The sequence below is a fragment of the Gelidibacter pelagius genome (assembly GCF_017581925.1).
Taxonomy (GTDB): domain Bacteria; phylum Bacteroidota; class Bacteroidia; order Flavobacteriales; family Flavobacteriaceae; genus Gelidibacter; species Gelidibacter pelagius.
The window spans coordinates 1-23639 of sequence record NZ_JAGEVG010000010.1 but is presented as its reverse complement, the minus strand read 5'-3'; the positions used below and the strand labels follow the sequence as shown (position 1 = coordinate 23639).

Annotated in this window: 22 protein-coding genes and 1 rRNA gene; 16 read left to right on the top strand and 7 right to left on the bottom strand. The window is 36.3% G+C overall.

Annotated features, from left to right (window positions below):
- Positions 1–621, top strand: coding sequence for an IMPACT family protein (locus J4051_RS09600; protein WP_208233655.1), 621 nt, complete (start codon positions 1–3; stop codon positions 619–621).
- Here J4051_RS09600 and J4051_RS09595 read toward each other — a convergent pair.
- Complete coding sequence (locus J4051_RS09595; RefSeq protein ID WP_208233654.1) at positions 618–1028, bottom strand: acyl-CoA thioesterase; 411 nt, start codon at positions 1026–1028, stop codon at positions 618–620. The two genes, J4051_RS09600 and J4051_RS09595, sit on opposite strands and share 4 nt — an antisense overlap.
- A gap of 191 nt (positions 1029–1219) precedes the next feature.
- Here J4051_RS09595 and dnaA point away from each other — a divergent pair, with 191 nt between their 5' ends.
- The 4 genes from dnaA (at position 1220) to J4051_RS09575 (ending at position 5427) form a co-directional block, all read left to right on the top strand.
- Complete coding sequence (gene dnaA, locus J4051_RS09590; protein ID WP_208233653.1) at positions 1220–2647, top strand: chromosomal replication initiator protein DnaA; 1428 nt, start codon at positions 1220–1222, stop codon at positions 2645–2647.
- Between the two features lie 142 nt (positions 2648–2789).
- A complete protein-coding gene (locus J4051_RS09585) occupies positions 2790–3245 on the top strand; it encodes a low molecular weight protein-tyrosine-phosphatase (protein ID WP_208233652.1) in 456 nt (151 codons plus the stop codon).
- Positions 3246–3307: 62 nt separating this feature from the next.
- Complete coding sequence (locus J4051_RS09580; RefSeq protein ID WP_208233651.1) at positions 3308–4711, top strand: PQQ-dependent sugar dehydrogenase; 1404 nt, start codon at positions 3308–3310, stop codon at positions 4709–4711.
- On the top strand, positions 4711–5427 hold the full coding sequence (locus J4051_RS09575) for an SAM-dependent methyltransferase (RefSeq protein ID WP_208233650.1): 717 nt from the start codon (positions 4711–4713) through the stop codon (positions 5425–5427). The genes J4051_RS09580 and J4051_RS09575 overlap by 1 nt, the downstream gene beginning before the upstream one ends.
- Here J4051_RS09575 and J4051_RS09570 read toward each other — a convergent pair whose 3' ends face one another.
- The 5 genes from J4051_RS09570 to dapF all read right to left on the bottom strand — a co-directional run bounded on the left by J4051_RS09570 (position 5428) and on the right by dapF (position 9451).
- Positions 5428–6096 (bottom strand): peptidoglycan-binding protein LysM, encoded by a 669-nt coding sequence (locus J4051_RS09570; protein ID WP_208233649.1) that lies wholly within the window; start codon positions 6094–6096, stop codon positions 5428–5430.
- A gap of 105 nt (positions 6097–6201) precedes the next feature.
- Positions 6202–7107 (bottom strand): DUF2279 domain-containing protein, encoded by a 906-nt coding sequence (locus tag J4051_RS09565; RefSeq protein WP_208233648.1) that lies wholly within the window; start codon positions 7105–7107, stop codon positions 6202–6204.
- A 3-nt stretch (positions 7108–7110) separates the two neighbouring features.
- Complete coding sequence (gene mltG, locus J4051_RS09560; protein ID WP_208233647.1) at positions 7111–8154, bottom strand: endolytic transglycosylase MltG; 1044 nt, start codon at positions 8152–8154, stop codon at positions 7111–7113.
- The gene (locus J4051_RS09555) at positions 8154–8678 is read right to left on the bottom strand and encodes a GNAT family N-acetyltransferase (protein WP_208233646.1); all 525 of its coding nucleotides are present in this window, start codon (positions 8676–8678) and stop codon (positions 8154–8156) included. The genes mltG and J4051_RS09555 overlap by 1 nt, the downstream gene beginning before the upstream one ends.
- Positions 8672–9451: a diaminopimelate epimerase gene (gene dapF / locus J4051_RS09550; protein WP_208233645.1), complete on the bottom strand. Its 780-nt coding sequence runs from the start codon at positions 9449–9451 to the stop codon at positions 8672–8674. Before dapF ends, J4051_RS09555 begins: the two co-directional genes overlap by 7 nt.
- Before the next feature lie 176 nt (positions 9452–9627).
- Here dapF and J4051_RS09545 point away from each other — a divergent pair, with 176 nt between their 5' ends.
- The 11 genes from J4051_RS09545 to J4051_RS09495 all read left to right on the top strand — a co-directional run bounded on the left by J4051_RS09545 (position 9628) and on the right by J4051_RS09495 (position 23219).
- On the top strand, positions 9628–11046 hold the full coding sequence (locus J4051_RS09545; protein ID WP_208233644.1) for a trypsin-like peptidase domain-containing protein: 1419 nt from the start codon (positions 9628–9630) through the stop codon (positions 11044–11046).
- A gap of 181 nt (positions 11047–11227) precedes the next feature.
- Positions 11228–12676, top strand: coding sequence for a glyceraldehyde-3-phosphate dehydrogenase (locus J4051_RS09540; RefSeq protein ID WP_208233643.1), 1449 nt, complete (start codon positions 11228–11230; stop codon positions 12674–12676).
- Positions 12677–12825: 149 nt separating this feature from the next.
- The gene (locus J4051_RS09535) at positions 12826–13443 is read left to right on the top strand and encodes a tRNA (guanine-N1)-methyltransferase (RefSeq protein WP_208233642.1); all 618 of its coding nucleotides are present in this window, start codon (positions 12826–12828) and stop codon (positions 13441–13443) included.
- Positions 13444–13800: 357 nt separating this feature from the next.
- On the top strand, positions 13801–14478 hold the full coding sequence (gene trmD / locus J4051_RS09530; RefSeq protein WP_208233641.1) for a tRNA (guanosine(37)-N1)-methyltransferase TrmD: 678 nt from the start codon (positions 13801–13803) through the stop codon (positions 14476–14478).
- Between the two features lie 257 nt (positions 14479–14735).
- The gene (rplS, locus tag J4051_RS09525) at positions 14736–15086 is read left to right on the top strand and encodes a 50S ribosomal protein L19 (protein ID WP_208233640.1); all 351 of its coding nucleotides are present in this window, start codon (positions 14736–14738) and stop codon (positions 15084–15086) included.
- Between the two features lie 703 nt (positions 15087–15789).
- Positions 15790–16362 carry a pentapeptide repeat-containing protein gene (locus J4051_RS09520; RefSeq protein ID WP_208233639.1) on the top strand — a complete coding sequence of 191 codons (573 nt, stop codon included), beginning with the start codon at positions 15790–15792 and terminating at the stop codon, positions 16360–16362.
- Between the two features lie 94 nt (positions 16363–16456).
- Positions 16457–18694: an NADP-dependent isocitrate dehydrogenase gene (locus J4051_RS09515; RefSeq protein WP_208233638.1), complete on the top strand. Its 2238-nt coding sequence runs from the start codon at positions 16457–16459 to the stop codon at positions 18692–18694.
- A gap of 111 nt (positions 18695–18805) precedes the next feature.
- The gene (locus J4051_RS09510; protein ID WP_208233637.1) at positions 18806–21181 is read left to right on the top strand and encodes a TonB-dependent receptor; all 2376 of its coding nucleotides are present in this window, start codon (positions 18806–18808) and stop codon (positions 21179–21181) included.
- A gap of 3 nt (positions 21182–21184) precedes the next feature.
- Positions 21185–21997 carry a DUF4249 domain-containing protein gene (locus J4051_RS09505; protein ID WP_208233636.1) on the top strand — a complete coding sequence of 271 codons (813 nt, stop codon included), beginning with the start codon at positions 21185–21187 and terminating at the stop codon, positions 21995–21997.
- Positions 21998–22180: 183 nt separating this feature from the next.
- The gene (murQ, locus tag J4051_RS09500; RefSeq protein ID WP_208233635.1) at positions 22181–23011 is read left to right on the top strand and encodes an N-acetylmuramic acid 6-phosphate etherase; all 831 of its coding nucleotides are present in this window, start codon (positions 22181–22183) and stop codon (positions 23009–23011) included.
- Positions 22989–23219: a DUF6095 family protein gene (locus J4051_RS09495; protein ID WP_208233634.1), complete on the top strand. Its 231-nt coding sequence runs from the start codon at positions 22989–22991 to the stop codon at positions 23217–23219. Before murQ ends, J4051_RS09495 begins: the two co-directional genes overlap by 23 nt.
- Positions 23220–23535: 316 nt before the next feature.
- Here the strand turns inward: J4051_RS09495 and rrf are convergent.
- Positions 23536–23639 (bottom strand): 5S ribosomal RNA (rrf, locus tag J4051_RS09490); the annotation flags it as partial.

Sequence of the window (23639 nt, the reverse complement as noted above, 5' to 3'; positions counted from 1 at the left end):
ATGACGGAAAAAGACACTTACAAAACCATAACCAAACCTTCTGCTGAAGTTTTATTTAAAGAAAAAAACAGTAAATTTTTCGGGTATGCATTCCCAGTCAAAACAGAAGATGATGTCAAAATCCATCTTGAAAATTTGAAAAAACAGCACCATTCTGCCAGACATTGGTGTTACGCTTATCAATTGGGAGTTCAAGAAAATAAATATCAGTTTAGGGTCAATGATGATGGAGAGCCAAATAACAGTGCTGGAATGCCTATATACGGACAAATTCAATCTTTTGAAGTCACCAATGTATTAATTGTAGTAGTCAGGTATTTTGGAGGTATAAAATTGGGAGTCGGCGGACTAATAACCGCTTACAAAACAGCTGCACAAATGGCATTAGAGCATTCGAAAATTGTCACAAAAACCATAAATCAGGAAGTAGAACTCAATTTTGAATATAAAGACATGAATAAAGTGATGCGTGTTATCAAAGAAAAAAACTTAAAAATATCACGACAGACTTTAGAATTGACGTGCACAATCGTTATTTCTGTTAGATTAAAAAAAATAAAGAATGTTTTAGAGGCTTTCGAACCAATTTTCGGGGTTGATTTAAAAATTTTGGACGATTAATTCCGTAGTTTGTCTAAAAGATATTTTGGGCATCTTGTAGGTCTATTCCTATTAACATCCATAAATACCAATTCGGTATTTCCTTTGGTTAAAATTTCCCCTGATTGGTTCGTAATTTCGTAATCAAATTCAATACTTGCAGACGGCAATTTTACCAACTGAGTCTTTACTTTAATGAGGTCATCGTAACGCGCTGGCTTTTTGTATTTTATACTCAAGCTTATTACGGGCAACATGAGGCCTTCCTCCTCCATGCTTTTATAGGATATTCCAAATTTCCTTAACCACTCAACTCTTCCAACCTCAAAATATTGGGCATAGTTTCCGTAATAGACGATACCCATTTGGTCGGTTTCAGCATAACGCACTCTAAGTTCAATTTCGTGGTAATATAAAGGATTTGACATCTTTGTTTGGTTTATTTTTTGTATTTTCATCGCGGATTAAACATGGGGATTTATTTCTGAATATTCAATAGCATTTGATTTTTTTTTTCAGAAATTTGTTCACATATTTGTCTCAGAAATTATTCAAGAGAATACACAAATTTCTCTTTTTTTTGCTAATCTGACTAACATCAAAAAATTAACTAATTACAATGGAGGTAACTGCGCAATCGGTTTGGAAAAATTGTTTATCTTTTATAAAAGACAACATCCAACCCCAAGCATATAAAACTTGGTTTGAACCTATTACAGCAGTAAAGCTTACTGACAATGCTCTGAGCATCCAAGTACCTAGTAAATTCTTTTACGAATGGCTTGAAGAGCACTATGTGAAAATACTTAAAGTAGCCTTAAATAAAGAGCTTGGAGATCGGGCAAAATTGGTCTATGTCATAAAGATGGAAAACACTTATGGCAACAAACAACCTTTTACTGAAAAAATACCAAGTTCCAATAGAAGCGCAGTAAAATCTCAAGATGTTGATATCCCGTTAAAAAATAAAAATCCGGAATTAAAAAATCCTTTTATCATTCCTGGAATTAGAAATGTGAAAATTGAGTCGCAACTCAATCCCAATTATAATTTTGAAAACTTCCTTGAAGGAGACTCCAATCGTTTGGCAAGAAATGCAGGATTGGCAGTTGCGAATAAACCTGGTGGGACCTCTTTTAATCCCTTACTGATCTTTGGTGGCGTAGGCCTTGGAAAAACCCATTTGGCGCATGCCATTGGGATAGATATTAAAGATAAATATCCTGAAAAAACAGTATTGTATATTTCTGCTGAAAAATTCACACAGCAGTACATAGATTCTGTCAAGAAGAACAATAGAAATGATTTCATTCATTTCTATCAAATCATTGACGTTTTGATTATTGATGACGTTCAATTCTTATCAGGTAAAACGGGAACTCAAGATGTGTTTTTCCATATTTTCAATCACTTACATCAAAATGGAAAGCAGGTCATTTTAACAAGTGACAAAGCACCTGTCGACATGCAGGATATAGAACAGCGCTTGCTATCTCGTTTCAAATGGGGGCTTTCTGCCGAATTGCAAAGTCCGGATTTTGAAACCAGAGTCTCAATATTAAAAAACAAATTGTATCGTGATGGTGTAGAAATGCCTGATGATATTATTGAATATGTTGCCAAACATATCAAAACCAACGTCAGAGAGCTTGAAGGTGCCATTATTTCCTTAATCGCACAATCCTCATTCAACAAAAAAGAGATTACCATTAGCCTCGCTAAGGAAATTGTTGAGAAGTTTGTCAAAAACACCAAACGAGAAGTTTCCATCGATTATATTCAAAAAGTCGTCTCAGATTACTTCCAAATGGATGTTGATACCCTGCAATCCAAAACAAGAAAAAGGCATATTGTACAAGCAAGACAGTTAGCTATGTTTTTTGCGAAAAAATATACAAAAGCGTCTTTGGCCAGCATTGGTTCGCAAATTGGAAAACGTGATCATGCCACTGTACTTCATGCTTGTAAAACTGTTGACAACCTCTCTTCTACTGACAAACAATTCAGAAAGTATGTTGATGACATTGCCAAAAAATTAGCGCTGTAAAAAACAGCGTTCGAATTGAAACTCGATGACTTCTGAACAAAACTTCTGAGTTTAAAAGTAATTTGACTAACTCTGGTTATTTGTCAATCTTTTTACTTTCATGAATCTTTTGGGATATTACTAATATAAAAATCGAATTATAATGACAAGGATTTTAATGGTTTGCTTGGGAAACATTTGCAGATCACCATTAGCGCATGGCATTCTTGAATCAAAACTGCCTGCTGATAAATTTGAAGTTGACTCTGCCGGAACAGCAGATTATCATATAGGGAAATCACCTGACCATCGCTCAATTGCTACAGCAAAAGGCAAAGGCCTCGACATTTCAAATCAAAAATGTAGACAATTTGAACTTTCAGACTTTGATAATTTTGACATAATTTATGTCATGGATCAATCCAATTATGAAAATGTTGTGAAACTGGCAAGAGATACAGAAGATATCGCTAAGGTGAAACTGATACTACAAGACTCTCAATCATCCACGATAAAAGAAGTCCCAGATCCCTATTGGGGAAACGAAGAAGATTTTGAGGATGTTTTCAGCTTATTAGACGAGGCTTGCGAAAAAATTTCCTACAATTTAACAATATAATATATTTATGTGTCTTGGTTTTTTTTGTAATTTAGGCCATACTTTCTAAAAAAATAAAGACTTTGAAAAAAATTTTACTTCTTATTGGACTCGTAGTGAGTGCATCTAGCGTTGCACAAAAAATTGAATTAGAATTATTTGCGACAGGCGTTTCAAACGTAGTTAATATTAAGAATGCCGGAGATTCTCGACTATTCGTTCTTGATCGCGATGGTCTTATAGAAATTGTAAATGAGAACGGTGTTGTCAATGAACAATCTTTTTTAAACATTCAAAACCGCGTCAGTGACGCAAAGGATGAGCGTGGACTATTAGGTCTGGCATTTCATCCAAACTACACTTCAAATGGTTATTTTTATGTCAATTATGTCAATAATGACTTAGAAACCATCATATCAAGATTCAATAGGAATGATTCCAATATTGATCTTGCAGATGAGGATTCAGAACTCATTCTAATGACCATTAAACAACCCGATCCGTTTCATAATGGTGGCGAACTGGCGTTTGACAGTAATGGGTTTCTTATTATTGCACTCGGTGATGGTGGTCTTTCTGGCGATCGGGACAATAACTCACAAAATCTTGAGACATTTTTAGGTAAACTTTTGAGAATCGATGTTGACAATCCAGAAAACGGAAAAAATTACGGTATTCCTAATAGCAACCCATACATTGATAATCCAAATGCTTTAAACGAAATTTGGGCATCTGGTCTAAGAAACCCTTGGAAGTTTTCAATTGACAAAACTACAAATGAGTTATGGTTGACAGATGTTGGGGAACAATTATTTGAAGAAATCAATAAAGTACCCGCTTCAGAAGGTGGCGTTAACTATGGATGGCGTTGTTATGAGGGGACTAACCCATTTAATCTTAGCGATTGCCCAAATGCAAACACAATGACTTTTCCTTTTGCAGAATATTCACATAATAATAGTGGAAGGTTTAAATGTTCAATTACAGGAGGATTTAGATACAGAGGTACCGCGCAGTCAAGCTTGGAGGGTATTTATTTTTTTGCTGACTATTGTAGTTCAGAGATTGGTATGCTCAAAGAAAATGATGGAAGCTGGACCATGACATTTACAGAACCATTTAACGATAATAACTGGACCACATTTGGTGAAGATGTTAATGGAGAGTTATATATTGCTGATATTACCTCTGGGTCTATTTACAAAATTAAGGACGCCACCTTAGGTATAGATGAAACTGCTCTTTCACACATCAAACTCTACCCAAATCCTGTTCACGATGAGCTAACTATAGATTTTGGAACATCAAGCAGCCAGGTATCCGAGGTGTCTGTTTATAACATTCAAGGACAACGGATGAAAACCTCAATTAGCTTCGAAAATAATTCATCAAAAATTTCCACTAAAAACTTGGCCAAAGGCATGTATATTATGCAAATTCATAATGAGAATGGTCAAAAAATAACTCGAAAATTCGTTAAAAATTAATGCAAAATAACTTCGGTAAGCTGTACTTAATTCCAACAGACTTAGGTGATAATCCCGTTTGGGAAGTTTTGCCCGCTTCAGTAAAAACAATAATAGACTTCATAGATGATTATATTGTTGAAAATGAAAAATCTGCAAGACGTTTCATAAAAAAAGTACACCCTGAAAAGCCGCAACCTTCACTCCAGTTAAAAATTCTCAATAAGTTCACTGAGACCTCTGAAAAACTATCATTTTTAAAAGCTTGTAAAGAAGGGAGGCCAATGGGATTACTATCTGAAGCGGGATGCCCTGCGGTTGCAGATCCGGGATCAGACATTGTAAAGTTGGCTCATGAAAACAACATCCAAGTCGTTCCTTTAGTTGGACCATCATCCATTATTATGGCATTAATGGGTTCTGGTATGAATGGTCAAAGCTTTGCCTTTAATGGTTATTTGCCCATTGATAAAAACGAACGGAAGACGGAGTTGAAGCGCTTGGAGAAGTTATCCAATGATCAAGATCAAAGTCAATTGTTTATCGAAACACCCTATCGGAACAACAAAATGTTGGAGGATCTGTGTGCAATCCTGCATCCACAAACAAGGCTTTGTGTGGCTTGCGACATCACGTTGTCTTCAGAGTACATAAAAACCTACAGTATTAACGACTGGAAGCATATTAAAGTAGACCTTCACAAGCGTCCTGCCATATTTATCATTCACAAGGACTGATTACAAATTGGCTTTTGCCTTCTGGTTTGGTTTTATGAAAGAGGTATCGTATCCTGAAAAATATTTCATATAATACGAAATGGATGTACCATAAGCATCAGAAAGATTATATCCACCGCGGCTTCTTAAAAATTTCTTTACGCTCCCTGGTCCAGCCAAATGAGCCGCCGCAAGAATACCCGATTCAGTAATCGTTGTGCCGTGTATTTCTATACCAACAAAGCGGGCAATATCTTTTCTTAAAATCCATTTATTACGCTCTGAATTAGCCAAAAATGCCTTTTCCTGTAATTCTGGTGTGTATAAGAAATATTCGGGATTATAAACACCGAGTAGCTTTAACGTTTCGGCTCCAAATTGATATTTACCTAAATACCCCAAATCATTAACCGTAAAATAGTTCCCACGAGATTCTTTAAAAGCAAGAGCTTCTTTAAATCCTAAGTAGGACTTACCTAAATATGGGAAAAACTTATTGTAATTTGCGTGATGGGATGTTTCTTCAAAAGTGGTAGAAAGTGCGATATCCTCCGAAACTGTGTAATTTAACTCTAATCCTTCAGTAGAAAAATTGGTCATATCTACAGTCGTTTTTGGAAAAAGTGTCGTGATTAAAATGACACAAATTGCAAAAGGGATAACAAAATAATTAGTGATCTTTTTTAACATAATTCCTAATCTTTGTAAAGCCTTTTATATTTTTAGCAGACTTAAATTTCAGCGTGCAAAGGTATGACTTTTTATTAAACCCTCAAAATTAATCGATTAAGGTCTCTAAAAGTAGATGCCATGGAGCTTTATGCTGTTTTTATCGGTAAACTCCAAAGCAGGGAAAGGCACCTTAATTACGTTCAGAACATCAAAAACGGATCTCAAAACAGGTGATTTTGTTTTTATCCTTGACAAATCTACGTCTAAACTCAAATAGAACTGTCGTTTTCTGTTTTTGTTAGTAACAAAGTTGTTAACAGGCTCATTATGAGCAAACACCATGCCATCGGCACTATAACCTACCGCAAGATTCAACCATTTAGGAATATGATCGCTATTTATGAAGGAATGGATATTAAAACTCAACCAATAAGTTTGTCCGTTATAATCCTTTAGAAGTTCCTCTAAAAAACCGTTGCCCAACTTGTCAGGACTTAAATTAGCATATTTCGTCTGATGGAAGGAGAATTTCAGAGTCATCCGCTGTTCTTCCCAGAGCAGTTCTTGACCAATATATAGTCCAGTGCCAACACCATTTGCCAGCATATCTCCCCAAGAAAAACCCCATTCCTTACTAAATCCGTCAAGAACTTCGACAGCAGTTAAAAATGTAAATCCCAATGTGGAACCATAGATCAATTGCTCTTTCTTACTGGCACCACTCCAATTTAAAACGCTTGCTCCTATCCTTCCCATTTGATACGAAGAAAAAACATGCCCCATTTTGTCCATCTGCAGCCATTCATTATTGTCGTTTATGGTATGGAATTTAGATCGCTCATAGTCAGCGTACCACAATTGATCGAGCGCAAGCAAAGTCAAACCTCCAACCGCAGCTTCTGTTATATAGACCATAGTCCTCCTGGACGTATTGAGAGTGTCACTTGGAGTCAGAAATTCATCAAGTTTGGACTGAGAAAAAGAAGTTGTAGCAAGAAGTAAAATTAAAATAAATTTTAATCTTGACATAATTTACCTGTTTACCCCTTGCTGATTGATCCAACGTACATATTCCTGTCTGTTGACATTATGCTGTGACAAGGTCTTAGCAAACTTATGGTAACCAAAATTTTTGACATCTGCCACAAAATAAAAATAATCATGTTTTTCATAATTGAGAACCGCATCGATAGAGCTGATGTCAGGCATTGTGATTAAGCCTGGCGGTAATCCTGCGTATTTATAGGTGTTATAAGGCGAGTCTATTTCCAAATCTTTGTAAAGCACACGTTTAATAATTTGGTCAAAATCTCCAGTAGTGAGTTTGATTGCATAGATAACCGTAGGATCGGCCTGTAATGGCATACCAATTTTTAAACGATTCATATATACTCCAGCAACTCTTTTACGTTCATCCACTTTAGCCGTTTCTTTTTGTACAATTGAGGCCATGGTCATGACTTTATCTGGAGTTAAATTGAGCGCTTTTGCTTTTGACATGCGCTCATCATTCCAAAAGCGATGGTATTCCTTGAGCATACGCTCTCTAAACTGTTCCGCGGAGGTATTCCAAAAAAACTCATAACTATTGGGAATATACATCCCCAAAGCTGTTTTGGATGAAAAATCATTCGCTTTTAAAAACTCAGAAGAGGACATTACAGAATACAATGCTAAACTATCCGCTTCAATTTGAGTAGAAATCCGACCTGCCAAACGCTGCAAAGATTCTTGATTGTTAAATGACAGTTTCACTGGCATATTATTGCTTCTAATTGAGTTGATGATATCATTGTTGTTCATCCCCTTCTTTATGGCGTATTTACCCGCTTTAATATTGGTTGTATATTTTTTGCGCTCTGCAAGGGCATCAAACTTATCAATGTCTTTTAATAAGGGTTCTAATTCTGTCCTTACAACCTGATAAGTGGCATTCGTCGGAATATAAACATAGGCAACATCATTATTAAAGGCTGTATTAGAGACAAACATAGTTTGATAAATCGTATAGGCGATGACGCCCGCTACCACTAAACCGATGAGTACAATGGCGATAAGGATTTTTTTTATATACATTAGGAATTGATGAGTTGGAGTAAATATTCGTTTTTATATGTTTTATTTTGGAAAGTCCAATCTTTTTTGAGACCCACTTTTTCAAATCCTTGATTGGTAAACAACTTGATACTCGCCTTGTTGTCTTCGGAAATATTACAATAAAGTTGATGCAGATTAAGATGGGTGAAACAGTAATTAATCAATAAATGGAGGGCTTCTTTTCCATATCCTTTCTGTCGATTTTCAAGTTTTTGGACCAAAATCCCGACACCTGCGCGGCTGTTTTTAAAATCAAAATCAAATAAATCTATCATTCCCAAAGGCTGATCCTCATAATTCGAAATAATCAAACGCAACTGTTTTGCCTCAAAAATATCCTGGTGAGAATTTGCCAAATACTGTTTTAATATATATTGAGAGTAGGGTGCTTGAGTATGGCTCAACTCCCATAAATTTTCATCATTTTCGATGCTGCTCAAGAAACTTAAATCTTCAGGCTCCAAGGCTCGTAAATAGATATGTTCTCCTTTTAATGTTACCATGATACATCTCCTTTAAAAACCTGAACTGCAGGTCCAATCAACCAAATGTTTTTATAGCCTTGACCGTCTTTGTCAAAAGACACTTGGAGCGTTCCGCCTTCAACATTTAAAGTTATCAAGTTTTTCTCAGTCTCTCCAATATAGTTCATCGCCAAAGCAACTGCAGTCACTCCTGTTCCACAGGACAAGGTTTCATCTTCCACCCCACGCTCATAGGTCCTTACTGAAAACACGTCATCCGAAATCTTAGAAACAAAATTCACATTACTTCCATCTTTATTGTATGGCGCACCATATCTAATTTTAGACCCAACTTTTTTTATATCGAGCTGCGCCAAATCGGCTTCCATCTGCACATGGTGTGGAGATCCTGTATTTAAAAACACGTGTGATTCAAACTTTTCCAAATGACTGACATCCTGCATTTGGAGTCTTACAGAATTCTTTACTATCTCTGCATGATGCAAACCGTCAATAGCTTCAAAGCTTGTACAGTCTTCAATAATTCCAAGAAACTTTGCAAAGGCCACAATGCACCTTCCTCCATTTCCACACATCGAACTTTCATTCCCGTCCGAATTAAAATAAACCATCTTGAAATCCAACGCATCGTGGTTCTCTAATAGGATAAGTCCGTCAGCTCCAATGCCAAAACGTCTGTCACACAAGAATTTTATGAGTTTGGTATCCTTTTTGTCAAAAGATAGATGACGATTGTCAATCATTACAAAGTCATTACCTGTACCTTGATATTTATAGAATGTCTGTTTCATAGGTTTGGCAAATATAAGGATTCTTGACGATTTATTGAGGTGTTAAACGAGCGTTAAAGTTGGCGTTAAAATCCGTTAAACAAACATTTTTGATGCAACAAAAAAGTAATTTTAATCGTTATACACTGATATTTTAACATATTAATTTCCTAATTCACTAATAAACTATTTTTAAAATGAAAAAGATTTTAACCCTAATTTTAGCATCTGCATTAGGTGGAATCATGACACTTTCTGCCTATAAGTTTTTTATTGAGAAAGATAATGACATCGCAGTTACTACGAGTAGTACAGATTCGACCCTATCTTATTTCCCGACAAGCCATAAAGCAGTGGCTTCTTATGGCACCTTGAATGTCCCAGATTTCACGGAAGCTGCAAATGACGCTGTTCATAACGTAGTACACGTTAAAAATACGACCATCAGTAGGGCGCCAATGACCCTTCAGGATTTGTTTATGGGGCGAAACACAGAGCGTGCTCAAGTTGGTACTGGTAGTGGTGTCATTATTTCGCCGGACGGTTATATTATAACTAACAACCACGTAATCAATGGCGCTCAAAAGATTTCCATAACTTTAAATGATAATCGAATCTATGATGCCGAACTTATTGGAACCGATGAAAAAACCGATATCGCATTATTAAAGATTGACGCAAATACAGAGCTGTCTTTTGCAACTTTTGGAGATTCTGATCAAGCAAAAGTGGGTGAATGGGTTTTGGCAGTGGGCAATCCATTTAATTTAACTTCCACAGTTACCGCCGGAATCATTAGCGCCAAATCCAGAGATCTATCAGGTACCAATGCCCAATCGTTCATTCAAACCGATGCCGCGGTCAACCCTGGCAACTCAGGTGGAGCTTTGGTCAATACCCGTGGCGAACTCATTGGTATCAATACAGCCATCACTTCCCAAACTGGCTCCTATATAGGGTATTCTTTTGCAGTACCAAGCAATATTGCCAGAAAAGTCGTTGAAGACATTATGGAGTTTGGGGATGTTCAAAAAGGTATCTTGGGTGTTAGAGGCGGCGAACTGAACAGTAAATCCGCTGAAACCTTTGAGGTCAATACGACCCAAGGATTTTATGTTAGCGATGTAGAAGAACGTTCCGGAGCAGAAAAAGCTGGGATAAAAAAAGGAGATATTATCAAAAAAATTGACAATATTACGATTTCAAAATTCTCTGATTTAAGCGGTTATTTGAGCACAAAACGTCCGGATGATGTGGTTAATCTGACTTTAGATAGAAACGGTGCCGAAAAAATCATTCCGGTAACCTTGTCTAAAACTGAGATTTCCACCGTCGATTTTTTGAACATGCAATTGAGGAATATTCCGAGTGACCTCAAAAAAAGCGCGAACATTACTAATGGTGTTGTGGTCGTTAAAAACGAGAATTATGCCCTTTATAAAAACTTAGGTATTAATAGAGGCTATATCATTACAGAAATTAATGACCAAAAAATTAACGACGTGGATGACATCATTAAATTGAAACAAAAATATGGCGATAATCTTGAGAAAAATCTAAAAAAACTATCGATCATCAATAGTTCAGGACAAAAGGAGAGCTTTATTTTCAAATAAAACAGAGCGATTTTCAACCCATCTACAACCCTATAGTACTCAACTTTACTATAGGGTTTTTTATTTCTCCAAAACCTTACGAAAACGATTGAAATATATTACTTTTGCAGTCCGAAACATCGGAAATAAACACAACATCAACGTGTCTTCTTAACATGAGGATACATAAAATTTTAAAACAATGAGTTTGAACGGAACTTATGAAAACGAATTGGCTTTTCAAGCAGATAGACGAAAAGCAACAGTTGAATTTATTAAAATAGTTAGCGATTTATGGTATGACAAATCCATTGAGCTTGTACTTTTCAGAAATGAATTGATTGACAGAAATGTCAGTGACATTTTAAATCTGCACGAATATGCAGGTGAGTTTGTTCAGAAACCAATATCAATTTTCGATTCGGTTGAAATTGCTCAAGCCATCAAAACTTTAGATGTACCTCCAGCAAAATTGGATATCGGGAAACTGACTTTTGAGTTTCATTTGGAAGATCAAAAATATTCCAATGCCACAGCTTTTGTTGCCGATAAACTTAAAGGCGCAAGAAAAATTGAGTCTATAAAACCTAAAGATGTTGTTCTATATGGTTTTGGAAGAATTGGACGATTATTGGCAAGGGAATTAATGGCAAAAACTGGCAAAGGCAGTCAAATGCGTCTAAGAGCTATTGTTACTCGTGGAAATATTGATCAAGTCGTTTTGGAAAAAAGAGCTTCCTTGCTTCGCAATGATTCAGTACATGGAGATTTTTCAGGAACTGTAATTACCGATCTTAAAAATAGCGCATTAATCATCAATGGTACCACTGTTAATGTCATTTCTGCCAATGCCCCGGAGGATATTGACTATACAAAATACGGGATTAAAGATGCCTTGGTCATTGATAATACGGGTGCTTTCAGAGACCAGGAGGCATTAAGCCGACATCTAAAGTCTAAAGGTGTGAGCAGAGTACTATTGACTGCACCCGGTAAAGGAGTGCCGAATATTGTGCACGGAGTTAACCATTTGGATTACGACCCCGATAAAGTTGATATTTTTTCAGCAGCTTCCTGTACCACTAATGCAATTACGCCAGTATTAAAAGTTATTGATGATACCTTTGGCGTGAAACATGGTCATTTAGAAACTATCCATTCCTATACAAATGATCAGAATTTAGTTGATAATTTCCATAACAAATACCGTCGTGGTCGTGCAGCAGCGTTGAATATGGTCATCACAGAAACTGGTGCAGGAAGTGCCGTATCAAAAGCCCTACCTTCTTTGGAAGGGAAACTGACCTCCAACGCCATTCGTGTTCCAGTGCCAAACGGATCTTTGGCCATATTGAATTTAGAGCTTGAGAAAGCTACGTCTCTCGATGGAATTAATACCATAATGAAAAAATATGCTTTGGAAGGGAACCTTGTGGAGCAAATTAAGTTTGAATTAAGTGATGAGCTTGTATCCAGTGATATTGTGGGATGTTCTGCACCCGCAATTTATGATAGTAAAGCGACCATCGTAAGAGATGGTGGCAAAAACATCATTTTATACGTTTGGTATGATAATGAATATGGGTATAGCCACCAAGTCATCAGACTTGCGAAATACATTTCAAAAGTCAGACGTTTTACATATTATTAGCCGTAAAACATCTAAAATAATACTTTAACCGTATATTAAGTATATTAAATAGCCTCCTAACCGTGAGGCTATTTCTTTTAAATATTAGCATACATCTACATATTTTTTTATCTTGTTCGAAATTTAACCACATCAGAAAAATCAAACAAATGCATTCACTAAAAACTCTAAGCCTCACCCTATTCTCCTGCCTATTTTTTATCATTTCAAATGCTCAGCAAGCAACTAATGACGAAGATGACAAACTATCTTTAACAGAAGGAACTGTAGACAACCAGTTTGAATATGTCATTCAAAAGTCGAATAATTATCAGGATTATAAAGTGGTCAAGAAAACATGGCTATATGCATTAAAGGCCCATACCATGGATTCGTTGAAAGCCATCCGGAAAGATTTAGTGGATACTCAGTCCATTGTGGATAGCCAAGTCACAGAAATTACAACATTAAAGAGTAATTTATCTGAAACCCAGGCAACTCTGGCCGACACTAATGAAGAAAAGGATAATATGGCATTGTTCGGATTGCAAATGAGCAAAAGCAATTACAACGTATTGATGTGGAGCATCATTGGAGCACTTTTCGCATTATTATTGATATTCATTTATAAATTCAGAAACAGTAATTCTGTTACCAGATTAGCAAAAAAATCATTGGTAGAAACAGAAGAGGAGTTTGAAGAACACAGACGTACAGCACTTGAACGCGAGCAAAAAGTAAGGCGACAATTGCAGGACGAAATCAATAAACAAAAAACCATAAAGTAAATCTCAAAAAAAATCTGTAAGAAACCTTGCAGATTTTTTTATAGATCCCATTTCCGCAGAAGTGCCGACTCAATCCGGAAAAATTGAATACTTTTTTCGCATCTTTGCATTTAACCAAAACCATATTTAACAACTGTCCTTTATTTATTGGCTTTAGTTCTATAAGTGAGGAGTATAAAATCTTCAGAATTTAGACATAAAACCACCTATTACAATATAGGAAAAATAGATTATTGGACTTAGGCAGTTTTCTAAATTGAGTGAGAACTACAAACTCACACAACAAAACAGAAATAACCGCAGACTTCTTCAATATTACTTTGAAGACTGTGGTCTGCCAACTGATGACTGAACAACATGCGCATAGATATCATTACAGTTTTACCAGAGTTACTTAAAAGCCCTTTTGAAGCTTCCATACTAAAGCGCGCAATTGAAGCGGGTTTAGTACAGGTCCATTTCCATAATTTGAGAGACTATACGACAGATCGCTATAAATCGATTGACGACACACAGTTTGGCGGCGGTGCAGGTATGGTCATGATGATTGAACCCATTGACAAATGCATCTCTAAATTGAAGGAGGAGCGTGATTATGACGAGGTCATATATATGACACCCGATGGCACTACATTAAATCAAGGCATGGCCAACACCCTTTCTTTAAAGGAGAACATTATTATACTGTGTGGACATTATAAAGGCGTGGATCAGCGTGTAAGAGATTTATTGATCACCAAGGAGATTTCAATTGGTGATTATGTACTTTCTGGAGGCGAATTGGGAGCGGCAGTATTATGCGATGCTATCATACGACTTATTCCAGGTGTATTAGGTAATGAAACTTCGGCCTTGACCGATTCTTTTCAAGACAACTTATTGGCACCGCCAATTTATACCAAGCCAAGAGAATATAAAGGCATGAAGGTACCTGAAGTTTTGTTTTCTGGGCATTTCGCAAATATAGAAAAATGGCGGGAAGACCAAGCATACGAGCATACCAAGAAAAGAAGACCGGATTTGCTGGAAGATTAATGTTGTCGCCTCTGTGAAAGCTCATAGGGATAATTGTTGATTGTTAAATTTCACTTATTAATTAATGGATCTTAATACTTGGTACTTGGTACTCGATACCCAACCTCTAATTCCATCATTCAGAAAAACGAAAAACAATATTTTTTAAATTATTAATTGTTAATTATTAATTATTCCTTATTTTTGCATCCAATTTCAAATTAACCTCTGACGATTTCCGTGAATGTTGATTTGGGTCAACTTAAAAATTAAAAGAAATGAATTCTTTAGTAAAATTTGTACAAGACGAATTTGTAGAAAAAAAAGAATATCCTCAATTCGGAGCTGGTGACACGATCACTGTGTATTACGAAATTAGAGAGGGCGAAAAAAAACGTACCCAGTTCTTTAGAGGTGTGGTATTGCAACGTAAAGGTTCTGGTAGTTCAGAAACATTTACCATCCGTAAAATGTCAGGAACAATTGGTGTAGAACGTATCTTCCCAATCAATCTTCCAGCACTTCAGAAAATTGAAGTGAACAAAAAAGGTAAAGTTAGACGTGCTCGTATCTTCTACTTTAGAGGTCTTACTGGTAGAAAAGCAAGAATTAAAGAAAGAAGAGGATAAAAGCCTCGAACATATAGTAAATAAAAGCCTTGATTTGTTTCAAGGCTTTTTTTATTAACAAATGTTAATAAGTCAAGTTCATAATAGGTTGATAACTAAATACCTAAAAGTTTTGGCAAACAAGACATTTTTTTGTAAATTAGTAAAACGATTTGATAACAACCTCTGAGTTGGTTTCAACCTAAAAAATTGAACTTGATTTAAATCGTATAAAGAAACGTTCTTTATAAGATTGTTTTTTGAGATTTTTTAAGTGTCACGTACAAGCGTGAAGGCTGGAAAATCATGATACTTTAAAAAGTGCAGCACGCTTCGGTAGGTTGCAACTAGTAAAGTTGAAAGTTTCCAAAGATGGTAGCAACGAAAGTGAATACCAAGGTAGGAAGCAATGTTTTAAATCTTGTATGTCGTGAAAGCGAATTGCAAGAGTTATAACATCAAGAAAAACAATAACCCGAAACATTTCACTAACAGGTCAATACATTTTGATAGTTAAGAAGTGTTTTATTGAAATAGTAAACTTGAATTGAAAAAGACGATTGTAAAACGTGAGTTTTAGTCGGCTGATTTAACAGCAATGTTAATTAGATCACGTCACTGTTTCAAAGAAAGCCATGTCAAGGTAGTTTAGCTACAATGATATGGCTTTTGTTTTTATAAGAGATTACACTTAACTTCGGCTCCTCTATTCTTAATCCAACCCATGACACTACCATACATTGATTCTGAGCACTTTTCAAATATTGATTTTACTGAAAACCCATTTAAAAAAGCAGAATATGACAACTGCAACTTCACCAATTGTAATTTTACCGAAACCGACCTGTCTTCAATTACATTTATAGAATGTGAATTTGATACTTGTAACTTTAGCAATGCCAATATCACATATACCATCTTTAGAGAAGTTGATTTTATGGATTGTAAAATGATCGGACTCCAATTTCAGGATTGCAATCCGTTTTTATTGTCATTTACATTCTCAAATTGCCAATTGCAATTCTCATCCTTCTATAAACTAAAACTAAAAGGGATCAGGTTCAGCAATTGCAATCTCAATCAAGTCAATTTCGCTGAAGCGGATCTTAGCAATGGCCAATTCGATACCTGCGACTTCAAACACGCTGTTTTCGAGCAAACAAATCTTAAAAACAGCGACTTAAGCTCCTCGGAAAACTTTGTTATAAATCCTGAAAACAATACTATTACAAGAGCCAAATTCTCGAAAGAAAATGTCTTGGGATTATTACATCACTATCATATTAACATTGTTTAATTGAATGCTTTCGGCTTTCTATGCTAAACTCATTTTTGTATATTTGCACAGCCTAATTTCGGGCTAATCTTTAAAAATTAAATTCACAGTACTTATGGCGAAAACTTCCACTATCATTTATACAAAAACAGACGAAGCACCAGCTTTGGCAACACGTTCGTTATTACCCATCATAAAATCATTTACCGCATCGTCCAATATTGATGTCGTTACTAAAGACATTTCATTGGCGTCACGTATTTTGGCTCTTTTTCCTGATTATTTAAAGGAAGATCAAAAAGTATCAGATGCATTGGCTGAACTGGGAGAATTGGTCAAAAAGCCTGAAGCAAACATCATAAAACTACCAAATATAAGTGCCTCGGTTCCACAACTTAAGGAAGCGATTGCTGAGTTAAAATCTCAAGGTTTTAATATACCGAATTACCCTGATGATGTTCAAACAGAAGAAGACAAAGACATCAGATCACGCTATGATAAAGTTAAGGGAAGTGCAGTGAACCCAGTACTTCGTGAGGGCAACTCAGATAGACGCGCCCCGAGAGCTGTAAAGAACTACGCCAAGAAAAACCCACATTCAATGGGCGAATGGTCTCCTAATTCAAAAACTGAGGTAGCCACCATGTCTCACGGCGATTTCTTTCATACAGAAAAATCTTTGACACTTTCAAAAGCTGATACCGTAAGTATTAAATTTATTGAAAAAAATGGCAAAGAAACTGTTCTAAAAGATAATTTAAATCTAAAAGATGGTGAGATAATTGATGCTTCAGTAATGCGTAAAAAAGCATTGATAGCATTCTTACAAGATGCTGTTTCTGATGCCAAATCTAAAAATGTTCTTCTTTCAGTACATTTAAAGGCTACCATGATGAAGGTTTCTGATCCAATCATCTTCGGTCACGCCGTGGAAGTGTTTTTCAAAGATGTATTTGAGAAATATCATAATGAGTTCAAACAAATTGGGTTCAGTCCAAGCAATGGGTTGGCAAACTTATATGATGAACTAAAAGAGCTTCCAGAAGCTAAACGCAAAGAAATAAAAACTGCTATAAAAAATGCAATTGCTAACGGACCGGATTTGGCAATGGTTAATTCGGATAAAGGAATCACCAATCTTCATGTGCCAAGTGATGTGATTATTGATGCCTCCATGCCAGCAATGATCAGAACTTCTGGTAAAATGTGGAATGCACAAGGGAAACCTGAAGATACATTAGCGGTTATTCCTGACAGTAGTTATGCTGGTCTTTATGAAGCTACTATCGATTTTTGTAAAAAACATGGCGCTTTTGATCCGACAACTATGGGCACAGTTCCCAATGTTGGTCTGATGGCACAAAAAGCCGAAGAATATGGTTCTCATGACAAGACTTTTGAAATGACCAATGACGGAAAAGTTGTGGTTATCAATTCAGAAGGAAAAACCATCATTGAACATGATGTTGAAACAGGAGATATCTGGAGAATGTGCCAAGTTAAAGATGCACCAATTCAGGATTGGGTAAAATTAGCTGTAACGAGAGCAAGAGCTTCTGATACGCCAGCCGTTTTTTGGTTGGACAAGAACAGAGCACATGATGCTGAATTGATCAAGAAAGTAAATCAATACCTTCCAAACCACGACACTCAAGGCTTGGACATAAAAATTCTTTCTCCATCAGAAGCAACAACGTTTACTTTGGCGCGTATAAAAGATGGAAAAGACACGATTTCCGTCACAGGAAATGTGTTGCGTGATTATTTAACAGACCTCTTCCCTATTTTAGAATTGGGAACAAGTGCAAAAATGTTATCTATTGTGCCTTTAATGAATGGTGGTGGTTTGTTTGAAACGGGTGCTGGAGGTTCTGCTCCTAAGCATGTTGAGCAGTTTGTTGAAGAAGATCATTTACGTTGGGATTCATTGGGCGAATTTTTGGCCTTGGCAGTATCATTAGAGCATTTAGCTGAAACGAATGACAATCCTAAAGCTCAAATTTTAGCCGACACTTTAGATGAAGCTACCGGAAAACTGTTGGATAATGGAAAATCTCCTTCGCGTAAAGCAGGTGAATTGGACAATAGAGGCAGTCATTTCTATTTGGCTCTCTATTGGGCAGAAGCATTGGCCAATCAAACATTGGACATACAATTGCAAGAAGAGTTCAAAACACTTATGGAAGTACTAAAAACAAATGAGAGCGTCATCAATTCAGAACTTATAGAGGTGCAAGGTAATCCTGTTTCAATTGGCGGTTATTATAATCCAAATGAAGAGAAGATTAGTACAGCAATGAGACCGAGTTCGACATTTAATGCGATTCTTAATAATAAGATTAAAAATACATAAAAGTTCAGATTTCTTTATTTGTTTATAATTATTGAAAAATAATTAAACAAAATTATCACAAAAAGCTCCTTTTATCGAGGAGCTTTTTTTATTTTTAATAAAAAATTGCAGATGACCAATAAACTCAAAGTATATCTATGGCTGATGTTATGTCTGCCACTATATATCACTGCGCAAGAAAAATTTACGCTAAGCGGAAAAATAACCGATCAACAAAGCAATGAAACCTTGATTGGTGTCAATATTATTTTTCCAGAGCTTCAAACGGGAACCATTACCAATGAGTATGGGTTCTATTCCATCACCTTATCAAAAGGAACTTACAATTTTCAAATCAGTTATTTGGGTTTTAATAGTATTTCCGAAACCATTAGGATGGATGAAAATAAAACACTCAATTTCAAACTTACTGAATCCACGGAAAGTTTAGACGAGATTATCATTACTGAAAATGTTGAGAAACTGAACATCCGAAAACCACAAATGAGTGTCAATTCCTTATCAATAAATACCATTAAGCAAATTCCCGTGGTCTTAGGAGAAGTGGATGTCATCAAGTCAATTACCCTTCTACCTGGGGTCAGCAATGCTGGAGAGGGTTCTTCCGGATTTAATGTGAGAGGTGGCGCAGCAGATCAAAACTTAATTCTCCTGGATGAAGCAACCATTTTCAACTCATCGCATCTATTTGGATTGTTCTCCGTCTTTAACCCAGATGCCATAAAGGATTTAAAGCTTTTTAAAGGGGGTATCCCGGCAAAATATGGTGGACGAGTGTCTTCTGTTCTGGATATTTATCAGAAGGAAGGCAACAGCAATAAATTTCAAATGAACGGTGGCATCGGTATCGTTTCGAGCAGATTACTTGCAGAAGGCCCCATAGTAAAAGAAAAAGGATCGTTTTTGTTAGGTGGTCGCTCAAGCTATGCGCACTTGTTTTTTCCTCTTTTCGACCTCGATAGCAAGGCTTATTTTTATGATCTAAACACCAAAATAAGCTTTAATATCAATAGAAACAATAACATTTATCTCTCGGGTTATTTTGGTAGGGATGTTTTTCAAATCTCAGATAGTTTCGATAATAGTTATGGCAATACTGTTTTAAATTTCCGATGGAACCATTTATATTCAGATAAATTATTCTCCAATATGTCCCTCATTTACTCCGATTACTACTACGGGCTAGCCCTTAAATTCGTCGAGTTCGATTGGACATCGGGAATTAAAAACTTCAATCTCAAATACGACCTTAAACATTATATCTCTTCCAACTTTAAGCTGGAATATGGATTAAACAGCCTCTACCTTACTTTTAATCCGGGGGAAATTAATCCAACTACTGAAACCTCAGGAATTAATCCTTATGATCTTATTAAAAAATACGCTTTCGAAAATGCGGTCTATATCGATGCAGAACATCAAGTTAGCTCCAAATTCGCCATTTCTTACGGGTTAAGAGTGAGCTCATTCCAACGTTTGGGACAAACGGAATTAAATAGCTATGAAAATGATCAGCCGGTCAGTTTCAATGAAGAACTTCAAATTTATGAAAAGGCAGAAGCTATTGGTGTCGACACTTATGATCGATCTGACGTGATTGAATCGTTCGTGAATTTCGAACCGCGACTAGCCATGGCTTACCAACTCAATGATAATTCATCAATTAAAGCAAGTTACAATCGAATGAGTCAGTACCTGCATCTTCTTTCCAATACAAGTTCTCCTACGCCATTAGATGTATGGGCTCCCAGCGGAAAATATATCAAACCACAGCTATTGGATCAGGTCGCTTTAGGATATTTCAAAACGTTTAAAGACACTAAATATTCGTTGGAAGTTGAAGCCTTTTATAAAAATATTCAAAATCGTATCGATTATATAGATGGCGCCAATCTTATTGCTAACGATGCCATTGAACAAGTCATCTTAAACGGAAAAGCGAGAGCCTACGGATTGGAAGTTCTGTTAAGAAAAAACGAAGGCCGATTAAAAGGGTGGATAGCTTATACACTTTCAAAATCTGAGCAACAAACTCCAGGCAGGACAGCTTTTGAGATTGGAATTAACGATGGTAATTGGTACAATACACCGTACGATAAAACTCATGACATTTCCATAACCTCAAGTTATGATTTGAATATGAAATGGAGTTTTAGCAGTAATTTCATCTTTCAAACAGGACAGCCAACCACTTTTCCCAATGGCCAATATGAATATAATGGGATCTCTATCCCTAATTATGAGGCGAGAAACTCAAGCCGATTAACCAATTATCACCGATTGGACCTCTCAGCAAATTACAATCCAAATCCCAATTCCACAAAAAGATGGAAAGGTGAATGGGTTTTTGGTATTTATAATGTTTATAGTCGTAAAAATGCAGCCTCAATAGCATTTAAGGAAAATCGTGACACTGGTGTCAATGAAGCCAGTAGATTAGCACTTTTTGGAATTATTCCTTCAATTTCATACAATTTTAAATTTTAGAAAATGAAAAAGTATTTATTCATATTATCCATATTACTTCTTCATACTTCATGTGAAGATATCATTGAACCCGAACTTAATACTGCGGAAACAAAATTGGTCATTGAAGCCTCTATAAATTGGATAAAAGGAACTTCTGGTAATCAGCAATTTGTGAAACTATCTCTAACAGCGCCATATTTTGACTCAACTATTCCGCCAGCAAACGGGGCAACCGTTGTCATCACAGATCAATATAATGTGGTTTATAACTTTGTGGAAGAAGGAACGACAGGCATTTATAAAAACACCGAATTTGTCCCTATTATCAACAACACCTATTCATTAAAAATCACCTATGCTGACGAAGTATATATCGCCACGGAGACTTTGAAATCTGTTGTACCTATAGATTATGTGGGACAAACCCTCGAAGGTGGTTTTTCAGGAGAAGACACCGAACTGAAAGCTTATTACACTGATCCTGCAGATGAAACTAATTTTTATTTTTTTGAATTCATAAGTGATATTCCGGCCATTCCAACATTAGCTGTTTACGATGACAAGTACAACAACGGGAATCAAATTTTCGGATTTTATTCAGAGGAAGATTTAGATGTTGGAGATCAAGTGACGATTCGTAACCACGGAATATCTGAACGCTTTTACAACTATATGTTCATTTTACTCCAACAAAATAGCAATGGTGGTGGCCCGTTTGAACCCCATCCTACCACCGTTAAGGGCAATTGCATCAATCAGACAAATCCTGACAATTTCCCTTTAGGCTATTTTCGACTTTCTGAAGTGGCAGAAGTAATTTATACCATTCAATAGATTCATTTGGAGGTTCCGCTTTTCACTCTCCGATTCAAAGCGGCGTGCTGTTCACTGTATCTTTTTATGCGAATAAGATATAACCACTGATTTTAGATCACGGACGCATAAAAAGGATGCCGTTACCATCACTAACCCACCTATATTAATAGAGTCATTAACAAAATTTCGTATTTTTGTTCTATGCAATTCAACAAAACCACAGAACAAGATTCGCCCTACGATCATTTAGAAAAAATGAGCGTTTCAGAATTACTTTCTAACATCAATGCGGAAGACAAAACGGTAGCGTTCTCTGTAGTGAAAGCAATGCCACAAATTGAGGCCTTGATCAAGCAAATAATCCCAAAATTAAAATCAGGAGGCCGGTTATTTTATATCGGTGCAGGCACAAGTGGCCGCATGGGCGTTTTGGACGCTTCAGAATGTCCTCCAACTTTTGGTGTCAGTCCTGATCTTGTGGTCGGTTTAATTGCAGGAGGCGATGGTGCCATTAGAAATGCTGTCGAATTCGCAGAAGATTCTACTGAACAAGGATGGCATGACTTACAAGAATACCAGGTCAATTCTAATGATGTAGTAGTTGGCATCGCGGCTTCTGGAACCACACCTTATGTGATCTCTGCCTTGAAAGCCTGCAATACTCATAACATTATTACAGGTTCCATTTCCTGCAACCACAATAGTCCACTTTCACAAACTGCACAATTTCCAATAGAAGTTATTGTAGGTCCAGAATTTGTAACAGGAAGTTCAAGGATGAAGGCCGGTACCGCGCAAAAATTGGTGTTGAACATGATTTCAACAGCTGCAATGATCCAATTAGGAAAAATCAAAGGGAACAAAATGGTAGATATGCAATTGAGCAATAATAAATTGGTAGATAGAGGCATTAAAATGATTATGACGGAACTTAATATAGACTTCATAGAAGCTCAATCACTTTTAGAAACCCACAAAAATGTAAGATCTGCAATTCAAAATTACAATCATGGAAACGAAACGCACAAATAAAAACCTTTTGATTAAGGGACTTCAAAATTTGGGCATTTGTCTGGTACTGATGTTTACAGGCCCAACCATCCTCTATCTTGCATTTAGCAATCAAGATAAGCCTACCTATATCTTAGTCTTAATTATTGCCATTCTCCTCTGTCTTGGTGCTATCTTCTTTTTGTTTAGAGGCATCTATATTATTATGCAGAGCATATTTAATGATTAACCATTTTTAGTAGCCCACTACTCCAAGCTATAAATACCAGTTTTGGCATTTTCTTCAAACACTATTTACAATTTTCTTTAAGAACAAGAATTCCTATAGACACTACCATTGATCTAATAATGCCACATTGACCGGTATTTTATGTCAACCAGATTTTCCATTTCATTAATAGAGTCCTTTTTTTGATCCGTATTAATTGACACCTTCTCGTTGTCATTGGCTTCGGTTGAGACTCATGTGATTTTATGGACAGATCGCGATCTGTCCATACAAAACAAAAAAAGTCCCTTCATGTTTCCATGAAGGGACTCTCTAAAAAAGGCGGCGACCTACTCTCCCACGAGATGCAGTACCATCGGCGCAAACGGGCTTAACTTCTCTGTTCGGAATGGTAAGAGGTGAGCCCCGTCGCTATAACCA

Coding starts and splice junctions, on each gene's coding strand:
- murQ (WP_208233635.1), top strand. CDS start 22,181: ATGCAATTCAACAAAACCACAGAACAAGATTCGCCCTACGATCATTTA.
- J4051_RS09545 (WP_208233644.1), top strand. CDS start 9,628: ATGAAAAAGATTTTAACCCTAATTTTAGCATCTGCATTAGGTGGAATC.
- J4051_RS09570 (WP_208233649.1), bottom strand. CDS start 6,096: ATGTTAAAAAAGATCACTAATTATTTTGTTATCCCTTTTGCAATTTGT.
- J4051_RS09535 (WP_208233642.1), top strand. CDS start 12,826: ATGCATTCACTAAAAACTCTAAGCCTCACCCTATTCTCCTGCCTATTT.
- J4051_RS09595 (WP_208233654.1), bottom strand. CDS start 1,028: ATGTCAAATCCTTTATATTACCACGAAATTGAACTTAGAGTGCGTTAT.
- J4051_RS09510 (WP_208233637.1), top strand. CDS start 18,806: ATGACCAATAAACTCAAAGTATATCTATGGCTGATGTTATGTCTGCCA.
- J4051_RS09540 (WP_208233643.1), top strand. CDS start 11,228: ATGAGTTTGAACGGAACTTATGAAAACGAATTGGCTTTTCAAGCAGAT.
- J4051_RS09575 (WP_208233650.1), top strand. CDS start 4,711: ATGCAAAATAACTTCGGTAAGCTGTACTTAATTCCAACAGACTTAGGT.
- dnaA (WP_208233653.1), top strand. CDS start 1,220: ATGGAGGTAACTGCGCAATCGGTTTGGAAAAATTGTTTATCTTTTATA.
- J4051_RS09600 (WP_208233655.1), top strand. CDS start 1: ATGACGGAAAAAGACACTTACAAAACCATAACCAAACCTTCTGCTGAA.
- J4051_RS09565 (WP_208233648.1), bottom strand. CDS start 7,107: ATGTCAAGATTAAAATTTATTTTAATTTTACTTCTTGCTACAACTTCT.
- trmD (WP_208233641.1), top strand. CDS start 13,801: ATGCGCATAGATATCATTACAGTTTTACCAGAGTTACTTAAAAGCCCT.
- J4051_RS09495 (WP_208233634.1), top strand. CDS start 22,989: ATGGAAACGAAACGCACAAATAAAAACCTTTTGATTAAGGGACTTCAA.
- dapF (WP_208233645.1), bottom strand. CDS start 9,451: ATGAAACAGACATTCTATAAATATCAAGGTACAGGTAATGACTTTGTA.
- rplS (WP_208233640.1), top strand. CDS start 14,736: ATGAATTCTTTAGTAAAATTTGTACAAGACGAATTTGTAGAAAAAAAA.
- J4051_RS09505 (WP_208233636.1), top strand. CDS start 21,185: ATGAAAAAGTATTTATTCATATTATCCATATTACTTCTTCATACTTCA.
- J4051_RS09520 (WP_208233639.1), top strand. CDS start 15,790: ATGACACTACCATACATTGATTCTGAGCACTTTTCAAATATTGATTTT.
- J4051_RS09515 (WP_208233638.1), top strand. CDS start 16,457: ATGGCGAAAACTTCCACTATCATTTATACAAAAACAGACGAAGCACCA.
- mltG (WP_208233647.1), bottom strand. CDS start 8,154: ATGTATATAAAAAAAATCCTTATCGCCATTGTACTCATCGGTTTAGTG.
- J4051_RS09585 (WP_208233652.1), top strand. CDS start 2,790: ATGACAAGGATTTTAATGGTTTGCTTGGGAAACATTTGCAGATCACCA.
- J4051_RS09555 (WP_208233646.1), bottom strand. CDS start 8,678: ATGGTAACATTAAAAGGAGAACATATCTATTTACGAGCCTTGGAGCCT.